This window comes from Microbacterium koreense, assembly GCF_042677105.1.
Lineage (GTDB): Bacteria > Actinomycetota > Actinomycetes > Actinomycetales > Microbacteriaceae > Microbacterium > Microbacterium koreense.
The window spans coordinates 1188214-1206722 of sequence record NZ_JBHTIM010000001.1; the positions used below are offsets into that span (position 1 = coordinate 1188214).

Annotated in this window: 20 protein-coding genes, 1 tRNA gene and 1 other RNA gene; 11 read left to right on the forward strand and 11 right to left on the reverse strand. The window is 67.7% G+C overall.

From position 1 onward, the window contains the following. Positions 1-681: 681 nt before the first annotated feature. Together ACFQZV_RS05490 and ACFQZV_RS05495 are read left to right on the forward strand one after the other, a co-directional pair. Entirely contained in the window at positions 682-1989 is a 1308-nt protein-coding gene (locus ACFQZV_RS05490) for an NAD(P)-binding domain-containing protein (RefSeq protein ID WP_378751015.1), read from the forward strand. Between the two features lie 14 nt (positions 1990-2003). Further along, complete coding sequence (locus tag ACFQZV_RS05495; RefSeq protein WP_378751013.1) at positions 2004-2498, forward strand: GNAT family N-acetyltransferase; 495 nt, start codon at positions 2004-2006, stop codon at positions 2496-2498. Positions 2499-2700: 202 nt separating this feature from the next. On the opposite strand, the gene ACFQZV_RS05500 is transcribed toward ACFQZV_RS05495, so the two are convergent. From ACFQZV_RS05500 to ACFQZV_RS05520, 5 genes are all read right to left on the reverse strand, one after another. Continuing rightward, positions 2701-2976: a metal-sensitive transcriptional regulator gene (locus tag ACFQZV_RS05500; RefSeq protein WP_378751011.1), complete on the reverse strand. Its 276-nt coding sequence runs from the start codon at positions 2974-2976 to the stop codon at positions 2701-2703. Continuing rightward, the gene (locus ACFQZV_RS05505) at positions 2973-3224 is read right to left on the reverse strand and encodes a hypothetical protein (protein ID WP_378751009.1); all 252 of its coding nucleotides are present in this window, start codon (positions 3222-3224) and stop codon (positions 2973-2975) included. The genes ACFQZV_RS05500 and ACFQZV_RS05505 overlap by 4 nt, the downstream gene beginning before the upstream one ends. Positions 3225-3267: 43 nt before the next feature. Continuing rightward, positions 3268-4959, reverse strand: coding sequence for an FAD-dependent oxidoreductase (locus tag ACFQZV_RS05510; RefSeq protein WP_378751007.1), 1692 nt, complete (start codon positions 4957-4959; stop codon positions 3268-3270). Then, positions 4956-5330 (reverse strand): thioredoxin, encoded by a 375-nt coding sequence (gene trxA, locus ACFQZV_RS05515; RefSeq protein ID WP_378751005.1) that lies wholly within the window; start codon positions 5328-5330, stop codon positions 4956-4958. The genes ACFQZV_RS05510 and trxA overlap by 4 nt, the downstream gene beginning before the upstream one ends. A 109-nt stretch (positions 5331-5439) precedes the next feature. Next, positions 5440-5790, reverse strand: a complete 351-nt coding sequence (locus ACFQZV_RS05520; RefSeq protein ID WP_378751003.1) for an ArsR/SmtB family transcription factor — start codon at positions 5788-5790, stop codon at positions 5440-5442. A gap of 208 nt (positions 5791-5998) precedes the next feature. Between ACFQZV_RS05520 and ACFQZV_RS05525 the strand changes: the two genes are divergently transcribed. The 5 genes from ACFQZV_RS05525 (at position 5999) to ACFQZV_RS05545 (ending at position 10452) form a co-directional block, all read left to right on the forward strand. Further along, entirely contained in the window at positions 5999-6967 is a 969-nt protein-coding gene (locus ACFQZV_RS05525) for a PstS family phosphate ABC transporter substrate-binding protein (RefSeq protein ID WP_378751001.1), read from the forward strand. A gap of 101 nt (positions 6968-7068) precedes the next feature. After that, entirely contained in the window at positions 7069-7971 is a 903-nt protein-coding gene (gene pstC / locus ACFQZV_RS05530) for a phosphate ABC transporter permease subunit PstC (RefSeq protein ID WP_378750999.1), read from the forward strand. Then, a complete protein-coding gene (gene pstA / locus ACFQZV_RS05535; RefSeq protein WP_378750997.1) occupies positions 7971-8882 on the forward strand; it encodes a phosphate ABC transporter permease PstA in 912 nt (303 codons plus the stop codon). Before pstC ends, pstA begins: the two co-directional genes overlap by 1 nt. A gap of 14 nt (positions 8883-8896) precedes the next feature. Beyond that, the gene (gene pstB, locus ACFQZV_RS05540; protein WP_449288946.1) at positions 8897-9763 is read left to right on the forward strand and encodes a phosphate ABC transporter ATP-binding protein PstB; all 867 of its coding nucleotides are present in this window, start codon (positions 8897-8899) and stop codon (positions 9761-9763) included. Beyond that, on the forward strand, positions 9760-10452 hold the full coding sequence (locus tag ACFQZV_RS05545; protein ID WP_378750995.1) for a winged helix-turn-helix domain-containing protein: 693 nt from the start codon (positions 9760-9762) through the stop codon (positions 10450-10452). Before pstB ends, ACFQZV_RS05545 begins: the two co-directional genes overlap by 4 nt. 8 nt (positions 10453-10460) lie before the next feature. Here the strand turns inward: ACFQZV_RS05545 and ACFQZV_RS05550 are convergent, their stop codons facing one another. Both ACFQZV_RS05550 and ACFQZV_RS05555 read right to left on the reverse strand, forming a co-directional pair. Next, positions 10461-11390, reverse strand: coding sequence for an arsenate reductase ArsC (locus ACFQZV_RS05550; protein WP_378750993.1), 930 nt, complete (start codon positions 11388-11390; stop codon positions 10461-10463). A 5-nt stretch (positions 11391-11395) separates the two neighbouring features. Then, on the reverse strand, positions 11396-11710 hold the full coding sequence (locus ACFQZV_RS05555; protein WP_378750991.1) for an ArsR/SmtB family transcription factor: 315 nt from the start codon (positions 11708-11710) through the stop codon (positions 11396-11398). Between the two features lie 119 nt (positions 11711-11829). Between ACFQZV_RS05555 and ACFQZV_RS05560 the strand changes: the two genes are divergently transcribed. The 3 genes from ACFQZV_RS05560 to ACFQZV_RS05570 are packed head-to-tail and all read left to right on the forward strand — an operon-like array spanning position 11830 to position 13495. Next, positions 11830-12246, forward strand: coding sequence for an arsenate reductase ArsC (locus tag ACFQZV_RS05560; protein WP_378750989.1), 417 nt, complete (start codon positions 11830-11832; stop codon positions 12244-12246). Further along, a complete protein-coding gene (locus ACFQZV_RS05565; protein ID WP_378750987.1) occupies positions 12243-12893 on the forward strand; it encodes an arsenate reductase ArsC in 651 nt (216 codons plus the stop codon). Before ACFQZV_RS05560 ends, ACFQZV_RS05565 begins: the two co-directional genes overlap by 4 nt. A 59-nt stretch (positions 12894-12952) precedes the next feature. Then, positions 12953-13495, forward strand: coding sequence for a hypothetical protein (locus ACFQZV_RS05570; RefSeq protein WP_378750986.1), 543 nt, complete (start codon positions 12953-12955; stop codon positions 13493-13495). Positions 13496-13588: 93 nt separating this feature from the next. On the opposite strand, the gene ACFQZV_RS05575 is transcribed toward ACFQZV_RS05570, so the two are convergent. From ACFQZV_RS05575 to ACFQZV_RS05590, 4 genes are all read right to left on the reverse strand, one after another. Further along, a tRNA-Ser gene (locus tag ACFQZV_RS05575) sits at positions 13589-13676 on the reverse strand. Between the two features lie 59 nt (positions 13677-13735). Next, the gene (locus ACFQZV_RS05580; protein ID WP_378750984.1) at positions 13736-16000 is read right to left on the reverse strand and encodes a transglutaminase family protein; all 2265 of its coding nucleotides are present in this window, start codon (positions 15998-16000) and stop codon (positions 13736-13738) included. After that, entirely contained in the window at positions 15990-17243 is a 1254-nt protein-coding gene (locus tag ACFQZV_RS05585; protein ID WP_378750982.1) for a DUF58 domain-containing protein, read from the reverse strand. Before ACFQZV_RS05585 ends, ACFQZV_RS05580 begins: the two co-directional genes overlap by 11 nt. Before the next feature lie 4 nt (positions 17244-17247). Then, complete coding sequence (locus tag ACFQZV_RS05590) at positions 17248-18216, reverse strand: AAA family ATPase (RefSeq protein ID WP_378751248.1); 969 nt, start codon at positions 18214-18216, stop codon at positions 17248-17250. Positions 18217-18381: 165 nt separating this feature from the next. Between ACFQZV_RS05590 and ffs the strand changes: the two genes are divergently transcribed. Next, positions 18382-18478, forward strand: an RNA gene (ffs, locus tag ACFQZV_RS05595) — signal recognition particle sRNA small type. The last annotated feature ends 31 nt before the right edge of the window (positions 18479-18509 follow it).

Genomic DNA, 18509 nt, shown 5'->3' on the forward strand with positions numbered 1-18509 from the left:
TCGCGGTGCGTCGGCAACAGCAAAGACTTGACTCTGCTCGCCTGGGCGCGACGCATCCACATTCCCGCGACGCGGCGCCGCTCGGTTTCCGCATCCGGGTGCAGGCCGCACGACTCATCGGCCAGCGCGGCGCGGTAGATGCCCTCCGAACGTGTGCGGGCACCATCGATCCGCCGCCATCCCGGCACCGAGCTCCCATCGGGCATCGTGCTCGTTCGGGACGACGGGGAGCAGTCCGTCGATCACGTCGTCGCCTCTTCCTCGGCATCCATCTCTCGTGATCACGAGTCGATTTCGCGAGCCCGCCCGGCCCGATCGAACACGTCGTCGTCGAGGACATAGTCGAGGCCGCTCCACGCCGGGAGGAAGTGCTGTCCGAACCTCTGACGCCCGAGTGGGCGGCACGGCCGAACGGCAGCACGCCGATGCCGTCGCCCACCAGCTCTCCGGCCAACCGTCCGAACCACTCGCTCGTCGTCGCCCCCCGTGTATCGCCTTGCCAGTAGTCGATACGTCAGCCCAAGCTAGGGGGTGTGGACCCGCGATGGGTAGTTCACTCCATGCGCCCTCCTCACCACCGGTGGCCGTTGCGTCTTGCATCGATGAACGTCGATATTGACACGAGACGAATACTCGACCAGACTGAATATCGATGAACTTCGATGTCCTGAGGAGGATGCCGTGACTTTGCTCGACCTCGCACCCCGCGTCGCCACCGAGGGGCCGCTTGCGGACCTTCCCGTCGTGATCGTCGGCGCCGGACCCATCGGGCTCGCCGCCGCCGCGAACCTCGTCGAGCGCGACATCGACTTCATCGTGCTCGAAGCGGGCGCTGAGGTCGCGGACAGCATGCGGGCCTGGGGTCACACGCGACTCTTCTCGCCGTGGAAGCACCTCGTCGACCCGGCATCCCGACGTCTTCTCGAGTCGGACGGGTGGGAACTCCCCACGCCCGAGCGTGCTCCGTCAGGAGCTGAGCTCGTCGCAGAGTATGTCGCGCCGCTGGCCGCGCACGAGCGACTCGCGCCCCACATCCGTACCGGCACCGAGGTCATCGCCATCTCGCGCGAGGGGATGGACCGGACCCGGACGACCGGTCGCGCGGCGACACCCTTCGTGGTGCGGCTGCGCACCGCCGACGGTGCCATCGAAGAGCTCAACGCGCGCGCCGTCATCGACGCATCGGGGACCTATCGTCAACCGAACTCCCTTTCATCGAACGGACTCGACCTCATCGGTATGGACGACGTGGCCGACAATGTCAGCCATGCTCTTCCTGACGTGTTGGGGCGTGACCGCGCCCGATTCGCGGGTCGGCACGTCACTGTCGTGGGAGCAGGGCACTCCGCCGCCAACACGCTGCTCGCACTGGTGTCACTCGCGCGCGACGAGCCCGACACAAAGGTCACATGGCTGATCCGCAAGTCGCGCGCCGAGCGCGTCACCGCGTCGCCCGATGATGAGCTGGCCGGTCGTGCCGAACTCGGCAGTCGTGTCGCCCGCGCGGTGCGGCGGGGCGAAATCGACGTCGTCGACGGCTTCGAGATCGTGCGTGCCCAGCGCGCCGGCGAGCGGATCGAGCTCGTCGGGCGCCGCGGCGATGGGCTCGATACGGTCGAGACCGACATCGTCGTCAACGCGACCGGCTTCCGCCCGAATCTCGGGATGCTCCGTGAAATGCGGATCGAGCTCGACGACATCGTTGAGGCACCGAAGCGCCTCGCGCCACTCATCGACCCGAACGTCCATTCCTGCGGCACCGTCGACCCGCATGGCTTTCGCGAGTTGATCCACCCTGAACCCAACTTCTTCATCGTCGGAATGAAGTCCTACGGGCGTGCGCCGACGTTCCTCCTCGCGACCGGATACGAGCAGGTGCGCTCGGTCACCGCGCACCTCGCAGGAGACGCGGCCTCCGCGGCGAAGATCGACCTCGTCCTCCCCGCCACCGGTGTCTGCTCGACGGATGAGGGCAGCTGCTGCTCGTGACGCGGGTACGGGGCATGACGACCGCCGATTGGCCGGAAGTCGAGCGGATCTACGGCGAGGGGATCGACGACGGCTCTGCCACGTTCGAGACGTCGCCGCCGACGTGGGAGTCCTTCGACACGGGCCGCCTGGAGCTGGGTCGGCTCGTCGCGGTCGACGGCGGCGGTGCTGTGCTCGGCTGGGCTGCCGTGTCGCCCGTCTCGACACGTGAGGTGTATCGGGGCGTCGTAGAACATTCTGTATACGTGGCGCGTTCCGCCCGGGGCGCCGGAATCGGACGCGATCTGCTGTCGGCGCTCATCGCCGAGACGGAATCAGCGGGAATCTGGATGATCCAGGCATCGGTCTTCGCCGACAACGTCGCGAGCCTGCGGTTGCACGAGGCCCAGGGGTTTCGAACCGTCGGACATCGCGAGCGGATCGCACGCTCGGCCCGGGGGCCGTTCGCCGGTCAGTGGCGCAACACCATCCTCATCGAGCGCCGCAGCGGTGTGGTCGGCATGGACTGACTCGCTCAGTACCGGTCATCTGCCGAACAAGCCCGCCAGCCACCCCGAGCGGCTCGGTGCTTCATGACCGGCGCATCGCCGGCTCACCGGGACACCCCGCATCACCTGGTCGACGTGTTGACCGCACCCGGCCCACGTCGTCTTGCCGCAGGTACGGCACGTCACTGCTCGACACATCATCGACTCCTTCGAATCCTGCGGCTCACGCGAGCATCATGAAGAGCTTTTCGAGCTCTTCGGTGGTGAGCCCGTCCTGCGGGCGCGTCTCGTCCGGCTCGACGAGGCAGTCCTTCATCGCCGACGACACGATCGCGAACCCGGCACGGTCGAGCGCGCTCGAGACGGCGGACAGTTGCGTGACCACCTCGCGGCAGGGCTTCTCGCCCTCGACGGCGGCGATGACGGCGTCGAGTTGCCCGCGCGCGCGGCGCAGTCGGTTGAGGATGCGCTTCTGTGTGTCAGGGTCGTGCGTGGTCACGGTGTCATCCGTTTCTCTGAAGAGCCCGCCGTCACGTCGACGGCGATCGGTTGGGGTGCCTCGTCGTATCCGAGTGTGTTGGTCGGTGTCGTGTCCGCGGCGTCCACGGGGATGAGGTCACCGAGACAGCGGCCCGTGATCGCGCCGACAGCGAGGACCGCGGCGCACAACGCAGCGGGCAGGGCCCACCACGGCTGATCGAGCATGCTGAGTGCGACCGCTCCGACGAAGACGGCTGACGCGCCCATCACGACGCGGTCGGTCCGGTTCGCGGCGCAGACACGCACGGGACTACGCATTCTGCAGCGCCGCCGGGATCGTGAGGGTCGACTCCGCCTCATCGCCCAGCCAGGCGCGAAGTGTCAGCATTCCGCCCGAGAGCGATGCCGAGTCGAACCCTTCCTGTGTGAGGACGCGGTGGGCGATGGCCGAGCGCACACCCGACTGGCACATCACCCGCACGGGGCGTCCCGCCGCCGCATCCCGCAACTCGTCGAGACGCCGGCGCAGTTCGGTGTGCGGAATCGTCACGGCACCGGGCACGACGCCGGTCGCCACTTCGGCGGCCGTACGGACATCGACGATCAGCGCCGACGCCGACACTTCGGCGAGATCTTGCGCATACCACAGCCGAAGCTTGCCGTCGCGCACGTTCTCGCCGACCATGCCGGTGAGGTTCACCGCATCCTTCGCCTGCCCGTATGGCGGAGAGTACGACAGATCGAGATCGATGAGATCCTCGACGGTCATCTCCGCGCGGATCGCGGTGGCCAGCACGTCGATCCGCTTGTCGATGCCTTCGGCGCCGACGGCCTGCGCGCCGAGCAACAGCCCGTCGGCTTCGCGCACATGCACGACCAGATGCACCTGCGATGCGCCGGGGAAGTATCCCGCATGCTGGTTGGGATGCAGGTGCAGCGTGCGGTACGTGACGCCGGCGGCGTCCAACGCCGCGCGGTTGGCGCCGGTGAGGGCGGCCGTCATCGAGCCGACACGCACGATCGCGGTGCCGACGGGCTGCGGGATGCGGCGGGCCGAGCCGGGGCGCAGGATGTCGTCCGCGACGAGTCTGCCCGCGCGATTCGCGGGCCCGGCGAGCGCGACCGGACGCCGGGCTCCGGTGACGGCGTCGACGCTGGCCGTTGCATCACCGACGGCCCAGACACCGTTGGCCGACGTGCGTCCGTGGTCGTCGACGATGATGGCGCCTCGCTCGCACGCGATACCGGCGGCCTCGAACGGCGCCGTGTCGGGCCGGACACCGACCGACAGGACGATCAGATCGGCGGTGATGGTCGAGCCGTCCGCGAGCACGACGGTGTCGGACTCGGCGCCGCCGTCCACACGCGTCGCGCCGACGCCCGCGCGCACGGTGATGCCGAGGGCCCGGAGTTCGGCGGTCACCAGTGACGCCAGTTCGGTCTCGAGTGGGGGAAGCGGATGCGGTGCGAGTTCGACAAGCGTCACGTCGAGCCCCTGCTGGGCAAGCGCCTCGGCTGCCTCGATACCGATGAATCCGGCGCCGAGGACGACGGCCGACTGTGCGCCTGCCACGACCTCGCCGCGGAGGGCGATCGCGTCGTCGACGGTGCGGAGCGTGCGTACCCGCGGTGAGTCGAGCCCGGGAAGCGGGGGCCGAAGTGCCGCAGCGCCCGGGGAGAGGATGAGTGCGTCATAAGCGAGGTCGTACTCACCTTCGGCCGTCGCGACACGCACCGACTTCTCAGCCGTGTCCACGGCGACGACGTCACTGTGGGTGCGGACATCGAGGGCGAGTGCCGCGCGCAACGTCGCCGGTGTCTGGACGAGCAACGAACTCTCTTCTTCGATCTCACCGCCGACGTAGTAGGGCAGACCGCAGTTGGCGAAAGACACATGTGCGCCACGCTCGAGCACGACGATCTCTGCCTGCTCATCAAGACGCCGGGCGCGGGCCGCGGCGCTCATTCCTCCTGCGACGCCACCGACGATCACGATTCTCACTGTGCGGCCTCCGTCTGCCGGCGAGCGACCTCCGCGCGCACCTCATCCATGTCGAGCCCGCGTACGGCGGCGATGAGCTGCTCGAGCTGCGGCCCGCCGAGCGCGCCCGCCTGGCGGAAGACCAGGATGCCGTCACGGAACGCCATGAGCGTGGGGATCGAGGTGATCTGGAAGCCGGCCGCCAGCTCCTTTTGATCTTCGGTGTCGACCTTCCCGAAGGTGATGTCCGGGTGGGTCTCGGATGCCGTCTCGTACACGGGCGCGAACATGCGGCACGGACCGCACCAGGCCGCCCAGAAGTCGAGCAGAACGATCCCGTTCTGCTCGATGGTGGCGGCGAATTCGCTCGCGGTCAGGTCTGTCGTGGCCATGAGTGCCGGTCTCCTTCACGTCGGGAACCCTCGGGGGTATACCAAATATACCCCAGGGGGTACTCGTTCGGCAAAGCCGAGGAGTGCGGATGTGCGACCGGGGGGCGGATCAGGAGGTCGCGAGCAACGCCGAGACGCGGTCGAGGGCGCCGGGAACGAGTGCGTAGTACGCCCACGTTCCCCGCTTGCTGCGGCTGAGGAACCCCGCCGACGTGAGGACCTTGAGGTGGTGCGAGACCGTCGGTTGACTGAGGCCGACAGGTTCGGTCAGGTCGCAGACGCACGCCTCGGCTCCCTCGGACTGCGCGACGATCGACAGCAGTCGCAGTCGCGCCGGATCTGCCAGCGCTTTGAGGCTGGCGGCGAGCTGGTCGGCATCGGACGCGCTGAGGGCCCCGGTGGCGACCGGCCGGCAGCACGCGACGGCAGTCTCCGGCGCGGAGGGCGTGGTCGTCGTCATGGATCGAGGCTACCTGACATCGACGATCATCGATACAGGCCTGCTCGCCGCCGCCTCGTACGCGGTTCATGAGCGCCCCACGTCGCGTCGTCCTCACGTTCACCTCGCGTTCACATAGAACGGCTTCTATGCAACACGGATAGAAGCTCTTCTATCTGATCTTCGAGATCGAATCGGCCTCCCCTGGCCCAGACTCCGAAAGTGCACCGTGAAGACCAACACAGCAAAGTTTGCCGCGGCGTCGAGCCTCCTCGCCGCAGCCCTCGCTCTCAGCGCCTGCGGTGGCCAGAGCACCACGACCGAAGGCGATGAGTCCGGTTCGGCGATGTCCGGCGCGATCGCGTCCGACGGTTCGTCGACCGTGGCGCCGCTGACCGAAGCCGCCGCCACCCAGTTCGCCAGTGTCGAACCCGACATCCAGGTCACCGTCGCCACCTCCGGTACCGGCGGCGGGTTCAAGACCTTCTGCGAGGGCGAGACCGACATCTCCAACGCGTCGCGTCCGATCAAGGACGAAGAGGCCACCGCCTGTGCTGACGCCGGCGTCGAGTTCACCGAGATCGTCATCGCCAACGACGGGCTCTCGGTCGTCGTCAACCCCGAGAACGATTGGGCGAGCTGCCTGACGGTCGAGCAGCTGCAGACGATCTGGGCCCCCGAGTCCGAGGGCACGGTCACCAACTGGAACCAGGTCGACCCCTCGTTCCCCGACGTTCCGCTCACGCTGTACGGCGCCGGAACCGACTCGGGAACGTTCGACTACTTCACCGATGTCATCAACGGCGAAGAAGGTGCAAGCCGCACCGACTACAGCCCCTCCGAGGACGACAACGTCACGATCCAGGGTGTCTCGGGTGAGACCGGTGCGCTCGGATACTTCGGTCTGAGCTACCTCGAAGAGAACGCCGACCTCCTGAAGGGCGTCGAGGTCGACGGTGGCGACGGCTGCGTGTACCCCTCGACCGAGACGGTGCAGGACGGTACCTACACCCCGCTCGGCCGCCCGCTGTTCATCTACGTCAACAACGCGTCGTACGCGGAGAAGCCTGAACTCCAGACGTTCATCGACTTCTACGTCGAGAACGCGACCTCGATCGCCGAGGCCGCACTGTTCGTTCCGCTGACCGACGAGCAGATCACCATCGCGCAGGACGAGCTCGCGACCCTCGTCGGCTGACGACGATGACCCTGGCAGGCCGGGGGCGCACCGCGTCCCCGGCCTGACCGGACTGGAGAGACATGACCACCACGACAGCGCGGCGAACCGAGGTTCCGCCGATGCAGTCCTCGCTCCGCACGCGGCGTCGCCCGATCGACTTCACGGTGCGACTCATCTTCCGCATCGCAGCGATCTTCACGATCATCATCACGGTCGGGATCCTCATCGCACTGCTGGTGCCGTCGCTGGAATTCTTCGCCGAGGTCCCGGTCTGGGAGTTCCTCTTCGGCACCCGCTGGGCGCCACGGTTTGCGGATGCCTCGTTCGGCGTCGTCCCGCTCGTGACCGCGACGGCCTGGACGACCGTGATCGCCCTTGCCGTCGCCGTACCGCTGGGGCTCGGCGCGGCTGTCTTCCTCTCGGAGTTCGCGCACCATCGCGCCCGCAAGGTGCTCAAGCCCATCCTCGAACTTCTCGCGGGCGTGCCGACGGTCGTCTACGGGTACTTCGCCGTGCAGTTCGTCCAAGGCACCGTCCTTCGCGAGTGGCTGGGCTGGGACACCGGATCGTTCAGCGTGCTCGCTGCAGGCTTCGTGATGGGCGTCATGATCGTCCCCACCATCGCCTCCATCAGTGAAGACGCGATGTCCGCCGTCCCGAATGCGCTCCGTCAGGGCTCTGCGGCTCTGGGGGCCAACAGGATGCAGACGTCGCTGCGCGTCGTCTTCCCGGCCGCGCTGTCAGGCATCATCGCCGCCATCGTGCTCGGCGTCTCTCGCGCGATCGGCGAGACGATGATCGTCGCGCTCGCCGCGGGCCAGCAGGCGCGCATCGTGACAGGTCCGCTGGAAGCCGGCCAGACGATGACCGGATTCATCGCGTCGGCCGCCCTCGGCGACTCGCGGGTCGGATCACTCGAGTACAACACCCTCTTCGCCGTCGGCCTGCTGCTGTTCATCAGCACGCTCGTCGTCAACTTCATCGCGATCGCGATCGTCCGTCGCTTCCGGGAGGCATACTGATGGCCACCGTCACACGGGGCATGTCCTCATCCACCGCTCCCACCGTGCGCGGACGCGCAAAGGGAGGCGAAACGAGTCCTCGCGCGCTGATCTTCCTCGTGCTCCTGTGGTTCTGCCTCCTGTTCGCGCTCTTCTTTCTCGTCGTGCTCCTCGTGTCGATCGTCGTCGACGGATACGCACGCGTGGATTCGCGGCTGTTCACCGAGTATCCGTCCTCGAGTCCTGAGGATGCGGGGGCTCGTCCCGCGATCCTCGGATCGCTGTGGGTCATCGCCACGACCGCGGTCATGACGTTGCCCATCGGCGTCGCGGCAGCGATTCACCTCGAGGAGTTCGCCAACAAGCACAACCTGGTCAACCGCGCTGTCGAGCTGAACGTGCAGAACCTGGCCGCGATCCCGTCGGTCATCTACGGCATGCTGACCCTCGCCGCCCTCGGCTTCTTCGGTGTCGTCAACAAGAACCAGGTATGGGTCGGTGCGCTCGCGTTGAGCATGCTCATTCTGCCGGTGATCATCATCGCCACACGTGAGGCGCTGCGCGCCGTGCCCGCCGAGATCCGGCAAGGCTCGCTCGCTCTCGGCGCGACACCGTTGCAGACGGTCTTCCGCAACACGCTGCCCGCGGCGCTGCCGGGGATCGCCACGGGATCGATCCTGGGTCTGTCCCGCGCTCTCGGCGAAGCTGCGCCTCTGCTCCTTCTCGGCGGACTCGTGTTCTTGAGGTTCGATCCGAACGGTCTCATGAGCGGCTACACCACGATGCCCATCCAGATCTTCAACTGGACCGGGCGTCCCCAAGAGGGTTTCCACGAGCTCGCCGCGGCGACCAGCATCGTTCTGCTCGTCGTTCTGCTCTCGATGAACGCCCTCGCAATCTTCATTCGCAACCGCTTCCAGAAGCGTTGGTAGTCCGAAAGGCCCTCATGAACGACAACGACACCACTGCTCGACCGACCATGCACTTCCGCGCGTCGTCGGCGGCTTCCATCCCTGTCTCGGAGGCCAGCGCGCCCAGCGTTCTGGACGTCGAAGACGTCAACATCTTCTACGGCGACTTTCGCGCGGTCACCCAGGTGAGCCTCGGATTCCGTCGCAATGAGATCACGGCATTGATCGGACCGTCAGGATGCGGCAAGTCGACCGTGCTGCGCTCGCTCAACCGAATGAACGACCTCGTCGAGGGCGCGCGAGTCGAAGGATCCATCAGGTTCAACGACGAGGACATCTACGGTAAGGACGTCGATGCCATCGAGGTGCGGCGCCGGATCGGGATGGTCTTCCAGAAACCGAACCCCTTCCCCAAGTCGATCTACGACAACATCGCGTACGGTCCGCGTGTGACCCGAATGAAGGTGTCCTCGATGGACGACCTCGTCGAGGAGGCGCTCACGAAGGCCGCACTCTGGGACGAGGTCAAGGACAAGCTCAAGCAGTCCGCCTTCGGCCTTTCCGGCGGTCAGCAGCAGCGGCTGTGCATCGCGCGAACAATCGCCGTGCAGCCCGAGGTGATCTTGATGGACGAGCCGTGTTCGGCGCTCGACCCCATTGCCACCACGAAGATCGAGGACCTCATGCACGAGCTTCGTGACGAGTACACGATCATCATCGTGACGCACAACATGCAGCAGGCTGCGCGGGTGGCCGACCGCACGGCGTTCTTCACGGCGCTCGCCGACGACACCACGGGAGATCGGACGGGCGTGTTGGTCGAGTACGACAACACCGCGAAGCTCTTCGAGTCGCCGGCTGATCAGCGTACGGAGGACTACATCAGCGGACGGTTCGGATGACCGTCCGGCCTCGGCGCGGGGTCGACCGTGCCATCGTGTTGTCGCCGAGCCGTGCCGTGCGGGGGACGCCCGCTGAGTTCCGGCACGCGGGCGTCGCGGTCTCGACGTTCGATGACGTGCTCGCGGCCATGATCGCCATCGCTCGTGACCCGGAGGCGATGTTGATCGTCGCCGACGACGTCTCGCAGTTGCCGTTGGCTGACGTCCTCGATCTGGCGGTCGCGACGTGCGAGTCGGTCGTCGTCCTGGGGGTGACTCAGGCCACCGGTGCAGACGTAGCTCTTCGCATCGCCGTCGACGCCGGTGTCACGACGACCGTCGACCTTCCGCTCACGCCGGAACGAGTGCAACAGGTGCTCCGTCGGAACGTCCGCTCGGCGCGTGAGCCGGACGCGGTCCAGGTCGGGGCGCTGCGGATCGATCGTGCGCGTCACGAGGTGAGCTGGCAGGGCATCCCGCTTGACCTCTCCCCGAGGGAGTTCGTGATCGTGGAGGCCTTGACCAACGCCTACCCGTCGTTGGCGACGCTCGAACAGCTCGTCGACGAATGCAAGGTGACGGGAAGCGATCCGTTCGCCTCGATACGCGTCGCCGTGACGCGCATCCGTGGCCGGCTGGCCGAACACGGTGTGTCACGCGAGGAAGCCATCGAGACCGTTCGCGGGGTCGGATACCGGCTCGCCTGCTGAGAACTCGTTCAGAGCCGGGCGATGAGGTCGACGACACGCTCGCGGATCTGATCGCGAACGCGACGGAGCCCGGCGTCGTCTTGGGTGAGGGGGTCCTCGAGGTCCCAATCGAGGTAGCGTCGACCCGGATACACCGGGCAGGCGTCCCCGCAACCCATCGTGATCACATAGTCCGCCGCCTGCACGACCTCATCGGTGAGGGGTTTCGGGTACTCGTCGGCGAAGGGCACACCCTGTTCGGCGAGTGCCTCGACGATGCGGGGGCTCACCGCGGCCGCCGGCGCTGATCCGGCGGTGCGCACATGCACCGCAGTGCCGGCGAGGTGGCGAAGGTATGCTGCTGCGAGTTGGGACCGGCCCGCGTTCTGCACGCACACGAAGAGCACCTCGGGCGTGCCGCGCAGAACCAGACCACTCGCAGACGCCAAGGCATCCAGCCTCTCTGCGGCATACCGGGCGGTCAGCGTCGGAAGGTGTGTGCGCACCCGGGAGCGTTGATCGAGCAGAAGATAGCTCTCGGCGACGTAGCGTGACACTGTTTCGGCGCTGAAGGTCGAGGCGAACCGGTAGGCGAGGTCACGCGCGACACTCTCGACGGCCATCGGCAGCGCCACGACGTGCCGGGGGGTTTCTCGGCCGCGGAACTCTTCGCTGCCGACCAGCAACCGACCGAAGCGTACCCACGCGTCGGCGGTGAGCGTCCACATTCCGCCGTCGTCGTGGATCACGTCGACCGCGGCCAGCTCCGCGACGCCCTGTCGTACCCGCTCGTCGTCGAGGGTGAGTTCGCGTGCGAGGTCGTCTGCGAGGACGCCGGCCGCGAGGGCGCTGAGGATGCGGAGGTTCACCGGGTCGCCGAGGGCGGCCGCTTGCGCCGCGCGAGATGCGGCTTGTGCAGGATCGAGCGGTTGCCCGACGCGATGGTTTGTCGGCGGCATCCCGGTCATCGCAACAGGTCCTCGATCGACGTGATGCGATCGGGTGCGACCGAGAGCCAGACGAACTTTCCCTCGGGGTGCCGAACGAGGACGCCGTCGTCGACGAGGATCCGCACGTGGTGGGTCACCGTCGGCTGCGTGAGGTCCAGCATCTCGGCGAGTTGCCCCACGGTCGCGCGTTGCTGCGACGAACCCAGGATGCTGCTGAGCACCTGCAGCCGTGTGGGGTCGGCGACGACGCGGAGCGTGCGGGACAGCGCCTCGGCTGCCGACCGCGCTATGGGTGCGGCGCCGGAAGGGTCGGGGGCGGCTGCATGCATTGACGCGATTCTATCCGAGCCGTCTGTCGAGTCCCGGCGCCTTGAATGTGCTCGACCCATTGACCCGCGTTCGCCAAACCATAGATATGGGTCTATCATTCAAGCAGAAGGGGGAAGACATGACCGACAAGCCCACCGTTCTCTTCGTCTGTGTCCACAATGCGGGGCGATCGCAGATGGCCGCAGGCTACCTCCGCGCTCTCGCGGGCGACCGCATCGAAGTGCTCTCCGCCGGCTCCGCGCCGAAAGACGAGATCAACCCCGTGGCCGTCGAGGCGATGGCAGAGGAGGGGATCGACATCGCGGGCGAGCAGCCCAAGGTGCTGACGGTCGACGCCGTCAAAGAGTCCGACGTCGTGATCACGATGGGATGCGGCGATGCCTGCCCGATCTTCCCCGGCAAGCGCTACGAGGACTGGGAGCTCGACGACCCTGCGGGGCAGGGCATCGAGGCTGTGCGTCCGATCCGCGACGAGATCCGTGGCCGCATCGAGACGCTGATCGGCGAACTCGTCCCGGTCGGAGGTGCAGCATGAGCGAGTCGCGGGGCCAGGATGGTCTGATCTCGCCCGATGCGGTCCTGATCCGCGCCTCCGAACGACTCGCGCACCAGTTCGCGGGTATGGTGTCGGAAGAGACCGTGGAGCGCGTCGTGTTCGAGTCATATGCCTCGCTCGGGCGTACCGCATCCGTCAAGACCCACTTGCCGAGTCTCGCGGAGAAGTTCGCCCGTGATCGGCTGACGGCCCTCGCGCAGTCCAAGGGCCTCATCGCGAAGGGCGTGCCCGAGGTGCTGTACGTGTGCGTGCAGAACTCCGGCCGCTCGCAGATGGCCGCAGCGATCACCCGGCACCTCGCGGGCGACACGGTTCACGTGCGCTCCGCGGGTTCGCAGCCGGCCGGGGGGTTGCTTCCCGAGGTCGTCACCGTTCTCGAAGAAGCCGGGATCAGTGTGGGGGATGAGTTCCCCAAGCCGCTCACCGACGACGTGGTGCGTGCCGCGGACGCGGTCATCACGATGGGATGCGGCGATGCGTGCCCCATTTATCCCGGCAAGCGCTATCTCGATTGGGAACTCGCCGATCCGGCCGAGTTCGATCTCGACGGCGTCCGCGCGGTGCGCGATGAGATCCGAGCCAATGTCGAGAGCCTGCTCGCCGAGCTGACCCCCGTCGCGCACTGAGCGTCGATTCCGTGCCGAGGTCCCCCGACACTCCCCGGATCTGCTCGATAATGTCGAGCATGTTCCGTGGATTGATGACCGGCGCTCTCGCCGCTGCTGTCGGCACTCTGGCGATGGATCTGGTCTGGTTCCGGCGATATCGCGCGGGCGGTGGTCAAGAACGCTTCGCCGAGTGGGAGTTCGCCGACGACGTGAAGACGTGGGCGGATGCCTCAGCGCCGGGCCAGGTGGGGTTGAAGCTCGAACGCGCGGTCCTTCGCGAGGATCCACCGGACGCTCTCGCCCGCCCCACCACGAACGCGATGCATTGGATGACGGGCATCGGCTGGGGCGCCGCGTACGGCGTCGCCGCACGACTGTTTCCGCGGGTGCAGGGGGCGGCGGCCGCGCTCGGGCCCGTCGCATGGTTGACCAGCTACGCGATCCTACCCGTGCTGGGCGTCTACAAGCCGATGTGGAAGTACGACCGTAAGACACTCGGCAAAGACTTCTCGGCACACATGGTCTTCGGTCTGGTGACGGCGGCCGCCTTCAGCATCCTCTCGCGCGGCCTCCCGGGGCTCCGTGATCTCGTGCCGGGCGTCGCGTCCCGGCGCCGCTGAGACGCCTGCGCCCGTGAACGCGGCGGTGTGGCACCGCGTCGCGGTGGGTCGCGTACCTCGCGGTGAAGCAACCGGTGCGTCAGGGGAATCTGATGGCGGAGGATAGGGGATTCGAACCCCTGAGGGCTTGCACCCAACACGCTTTCCAAGCGTGCGCCATAGGCCACTAGGCGAATCCTCCAGGACCCCGGAGGGCCACGGGCCATCCTACCCCGTAGACGCCCAGGCGCCGATTCGAGGTCACCCCGCCCGCATCGCGCCCGCGGCATAGGCGCTTCCGGGTCGCACGATCAGCGACCGCGGCGCCACGATCGCGAGGAGGCGGCGCGCCGGGGGAGCGGATGCCATCATCGCCGCCCGGGCGGTCACCGCGGCATCCACGACATCGTCGCCGTGCCAATATTCCGCGATTCGCGAGGGAGCATAGCTCGCACGCTCGATCGCCCGCACGAGAACGTTCAGCGGTTCGGCGGGCACACCGTGTTCGGAGGTGAGTCGCATCGCGAACGCCCGGGGCGACTCGCTCGCCGGGGCGTCGATGCCGGCGTCGATCGCGGCATCCTGCACGATCATCCACGCCGCTGCCGAATCACCGTTGCGCGCCGCCGTCAGCGCGCGGCGCCGTTGCGTCTCGCGTATCAACCCGGGCAGAGCGAGCAGCAGCAGGATGCCGAACATCACCGTGATCGTCGGTAGCGGGCTCGTCTGGGTCGCCGCAGCGTCGGGTGCCGCGTCGTCACGGGGATCGAGACGGTCGTCGGGGCCATCAGAGATACCGGGCGTCGCGGACGAGGTCGGTCGAGGGGTCGATCCGTCGTCGTCGGGGCGTACACCCGGTGCCTGAGCGGCAGGCACGAAGCCCGTCGGGTTGCCGAGACCCGCGGTCGGCTCGAAGCCGATCCATCCGACACCCTCGAAGTACACCTCCGGCCAGGCATGCAGGCGAGAGCTCAGAACGGAGTACACGGTCTGGTCGTCGATGCGATCCCTGGTCGCCGCTCCGGGCAGATAGCCGATGACGATGCGCGCGGGCATGTCGAGCGTGCGCGCCATGAGAGCGAACGCCGACGCGAAGTGGATGCAATAGCCTTCGCGTACCTCGAGGAACTGCGCGACCGCATCGGCGCCGCTCCCGTCGAACCCCTCCTCGACCGGGGCGCTGAGCGAGTAGCGGAACGCCCCGCCGCGGAACCATCGCTGCAGATCGATCAGCGCGTCGTAATCCGAGTCCGCGCCCGCGGTGACCTCGCGGGCGGCTTCACCGATCACCGCCGGCAGATCCTCGGGAAGTGCAAGGGTGTCCTCGAAGATCTCGGTGTCGGCCCGTGTCGCGCGGATCTGCTCCAGGGTCGGTCGAGGCACCTGCGCGGTGACCTGATACGACTGCCCCTGGGTCGAGACGGACTGCGAGATCACGGTGCGGTTGTAGGGCACGGCACCCCAGCGCCCGGCGAGTCCCTCGACGTCGGTGGCGGGGTAGGTGATCGGTGCCCAGAGGGCGGCGAGGTTCACGACGTCGACGGTGGTCGTCGTCTCGGTCGTGGCGATGTCTTCGCCCGCGTCGAGGGGGCCGAGACCCGCTTCGCTGTCCAAAGGAACGGTACGTACCTGGTCGGGGAGCCACACCGCGCCGTCGAAGCGCGACAGCGTCGTCGCACGCAGGTAGGGCGGTTCGCTCGAGCTCGTACGCACCCGCAGCACCTCGACCTCCTGGGGGCGGCGCAGGTCGTCGCCGAGCTGCAGGCTCGCGTCGATTCCCGGACCGCCTCCGGGACCGCTCGTCGCACGCAGCAGCGGGGCAGGCAGCAGCGGCGTCATCACGACGGAAATCACGATCGCGACGGCGCCGATTCCGATGGCCATGGCGGGCACGCCTGCGGCCCGTTCCGCTGTGCGTTCGCCACGAGCCTCGCGAGCGCGCGTCTCGGAGCGGAGCAGAAACAGGATGGCGGCCGCCAGGAGCACGAACGGCACGATGTCGATCGCGCCGGGAACGGCGAAGGACGGAATCAACGACACGGCGATGATGCCGACGGCGGCAAGTAGCGGCATCCGCGCGGTCAGTACGACGTGGTCGATCGCGATCGTCAACAGACCCAGGGCGCCGACGATGAGAAACGACAGTGCGGGGGTGACGGCAAGCGGCGCCGCCCCGACGGCGATTTCATCGAGCGCCTGAACCACGACAGACGGTGTGACCCGAACCGTCTCGGGCGTGGGGAGCAGCCAGAGCAATGCCGTATCGCGAAAGAAGACGGCGGTGACGAAGAGCGCCCACACCAGCATCTCCAGAAGTGAGACCGCCAGCGCGGGAAGCCCCCGGCGGCGCGTGAGGATGCCGACAGTGAGGATCATCGCCGAAAGCACCGCGCCACCGACGATCCATCCGCCGGGCACGACCATCGGCAGCACGGGAAGGAGCGCCGCCAACAGGGCGAGGTAGACGGCGACGGTGACCCGCACCTCGCCGCCCGACGCCGCCCGTCGATCGGCGTCACGAGACACGACTGACTCCTCGTCCTACCGCCGCCGCCCAGGCGCCACCGAGATCGTCCGGGTCGATCGAGCCCGCACGCCACCCGGATTCCGACGCGTGGCGCAGAGCGTCGCCGATCGGCGACGCGGCGAACAGCAGCGCCAGCGCGCTGTGCGCGGCGACGGGTGCGACGGATTCCGCATCCGCTGCGTCGAATCGACCGACGATCAGCACGACCGGCCCCGACATCACTCCGGCGAACACGCGGCGCAGCGTCGGAAGCTGATCGTCGCGTCGTGTGGTCAGCGTCGCGAACTGAGTCACGAGTCCTTCGACGTCCGCGGCGTCGGCGCCGTCGAGCTGCTCGGCGAGCACGGCTCCATCGGCGTCGATCACGTCGACCGAGTACCCGTCGTAGACCAACCGGGCGACCGCCGAGACGCACAACGAGACAGCTGCCTCGAAACCGGGGTCCACCCCCGGGTGTGTCTTGGCTTCCGCCGCCCACCGCAGTGCGCTGCGATCGAGCACGACGGTCGCCTCCGGCCGTGACTCCTGCTCTTCCTGACGCACCATCAGTTCGTCCCGGTGCGCGGTCGCGCGCCAGTGGATGCGTCGCATCGAGTCACCGGGCACGTACGGCCGCGCGACGAGGTTGTCGGCGCCTTGCCCGAGCTGCTCGGTGGTGGTCTGCAGCATCCCGCCGGATTCTCCCGAGAAGTCCGCGAGCGGCGGCAGATCGATGACGGCAGGTGCGACGGTCACCGCGGTGCGCGCGCTGAAGACCAGTGTGCGCCGCGCCAGACCGAACGGGTCGGAGGACGAGACCGTCATCGGCCCGATCGAATGCACACCGCGCCGCGCACCGGTCAGCCGATAGGTGAGTTCAGCGGTGCGAGTTCCGCCCGAACCGGCGCCGCGTAGGCCGGATCCCAGCGCCGGGAATGCCCCGGTCGCCTCGCCTCGGAGCCCCGAAGGAACCGTGTCGCGCCACACGGCAGACGAGGTCGGGAGGGATGTGCGCAGCGTGACGTGAGCCGACACGGCGCTTTCGCGTCCGACGCTGGAGACATCGGGATGCAACGAGCGGGTGACGCCGTCGGCGCGACTGGTTCCATACAGGACAGCCACACTCACGACCAGCACGGCGGTGAGCAGAACTCCGAAGTAGAGCAACTCGACGATGCCGAGCTCGCTCGCCAGTGCAAAGCACGCCAGCGCCAGAACCAGCGCCCCGGTACCTCGGAGCGTCAGCGGCCAGGCGCGTTTCATGACGTCAGCGGCGGGCGGCGATCGGTACTCGCACGCTGTTCGCGATGCGATCCAGGGTGGCGGCGACGGTGTCGGCGGCGCTGCGCGCCCGGGCGCCGCCGGCCGATCGGATCGGAATGACCCGGTGGGCGAAGACGGGGGAGAGTAGCTGTGTGAGGTCGTCGGGGATGACGAAGGTGCGTCCGTCGAGCGCGGCGCGCACCTTGGCGGCCCGCACCAGTTGCAGCGTCGCGCGCGGACTGGCCCCGAGGCGGAGGTCGGCGTGCACTCGTGTCGCATGTGCGAGCGACACGGCGTACTCCTCGATCGCCGGGGCCACGTGGACGGATCTCACCCAGGTGATCATCTCGGCGACGTGCTCGCTCGATGCCACCGGCGCGATGGCATCGAGGGGGTTGACCCTCTCGCGCTGGCGCAGCATGAGCGCCTCGGACTCCTGATCGGGATAGCCCATCGAGATGCGCATCATGAACCGGTCCCGCTGGGCCTCGGGGAGGGCGTACGTGCCCTCCATCTCGAGCGGGTTCTGCGTCGCGACGACGAGGAACGGATCCGGGACGTAATGCGTGTGGCCGTCGACGGTGACCTGACGTTCCTCCATCGCCTCCAGCAGCGCCGATTGGGTCTTCGGTGATGATCGGTTGATCTCGTCGGCGATGACGATATTGGCGAAGATGGCGCCCGATTTGAACTCGAACTCGCGCTCGACCGGATTGAAGACGCTCACGCCGGTCACATCGCCGGGGAGCAGATCGGGAGTGAACTGGATGCGGCGGACGCTGGCGTCGACGGATGCCGCGAGCGCCCGCGCAAGCATCGTCTTTCCGACGCCGGGCACGTCTTCGATGAGCAGGTGCCCCTCGGCGAGCAGACACATCAACGTCGCGCGCACCGCATCCGGCTTGCCGTCGATGACGGACGTGATCGACGACACGATGCCGTCGGTGATGCGGGTGAACTCCTCCGCGGTCATGCGATCGGGCGCAACGGCCGACGACTCTGTCAGCGCGGTATCGGTCACGGAGACCTCCGTTCGGACGACCCCCAGGGTGTCGTCGCTCTCTGATCGATCGTAACGCGCTTGCGCCGAGACCGGGTGGGGATTGGACGGGCCCCGGGGGTGAGCGGGTAGACTTCACTCAGCTCTCCGCGAGGCGGCATCCAGGCCAACTCCCCCAGGACGGAAACGTAGCAAGGGTAACCAGGCTCTGCCGGGTTCGCGGAGAGTCTTATTTTTGCCCGCCTCGCACGCCACGCAGATGCCGC

Bases quoted from the DNA above. Each gene is read 5' to 3' on its own strand.
- trxA (WP_378751005.1), bottom strand. From the start codon at position 5,330: ATGGCCACGACAGACCTGACCGCGAGCGAATTCGCCGCCACCATCGAG.
- ACFQZV_RS05520 (WP_378751003.1), bottom strand. From the start codon at position 5,790: ATGACGACGACCACGCCCTCCGCGCCGGAGACTGCCGTCGCGTGCTGC.
- ACFQZV_RS05590 (WP_378751248.1), bottom strand. From the start codon at position 18,216: ATGACCGCGGAGGAGTTCACCCGCATCACCGACGGCATCGTGTCGTCG.
- ACFQZV_RS05545 (WP_378750995.1), top strand. From the start codon at position 9,760: ATGACCGTCCGGCCTCGGCGCGGGGTCGACCGTGCCATCGTGTTGTCG.
- ACFQZV_RS05560 (WP_378750989.1), top strand. From the start codon at position 11,830: ATGACCGACAAGCCCACCGTTCTCTTCGTCTGTGTCCACAATGCGGGG.
- ACFQZV_RS05570 (WP_378750986.1), top strand. From the start codon at position 12,953: ATGTTCCGTGGATTGATGACCGGCGCTCTCGCCGCTGCTGTCGGCACT.
- ACFQZV_RS05505 (WP_378751009.1), bottom strand. From the start codon at position 3,224: ATGGGCGCGTCAGCCGTCTTCGTCGGAGCGGTCGCACTCAGCATGCTC.
- ACFQZV_RS05585 (WP_378750982.1), bottom strand. From the start codon at position 17,243: ATGAAACGCGCCTGGCCGCTGACGCTCCGAGGTACCGGGGCGCTGGTT.
- ACFQZV_RS05555 (WP_378750991.1), bottom strand. From the start codon at position 11,710: ATGCATGCAGCCGCCCCCGACCCTTCCGGCGCCGCACCCATAGCGCGG.
- pstC (WP_378750999.1), top strand. From the start codon at position 7,069: ATGCAGTCCTCGCTCCGCACGCGGCGTCGCCCGATCGACTTCACGGTG.
- pstB (WP_449288946.1), top strand. From the start codon at position 8,897: ATGAACGACAACGACACCACTGCTCGACCGACCATGCACTTCCGCGCG.
- pstA (WP_378750997.1), top strand. From the start codon at position 7,971: ATGGCCACCGTCACACGGGGCATGTCCTCATCCACCGCTCCCACCGTG.
- ACFQZV_RS05550 (WP_378750993.1), bottom strand. From the start codon at position 11,390: ATGCCGCCGACAAACCATCGCGTCGGGCAACCGCTCGATCCTGCACAA.
- ACFQZV_RS05565 (WP_378750987.1), top strand. From the start codon at position 12,243: ATGAGCGAGTCGCGGGGCCAGGATGGTCTGATCTCGCCCGATGCGGTC.
- ACFQZV_RS05495 (WP_378751013.1), top strand. From the start codon at position 2,004: ATGACGACCGCCGATTGGCCGGAAGTCGAGCGGATCTACGGCGAGGGG.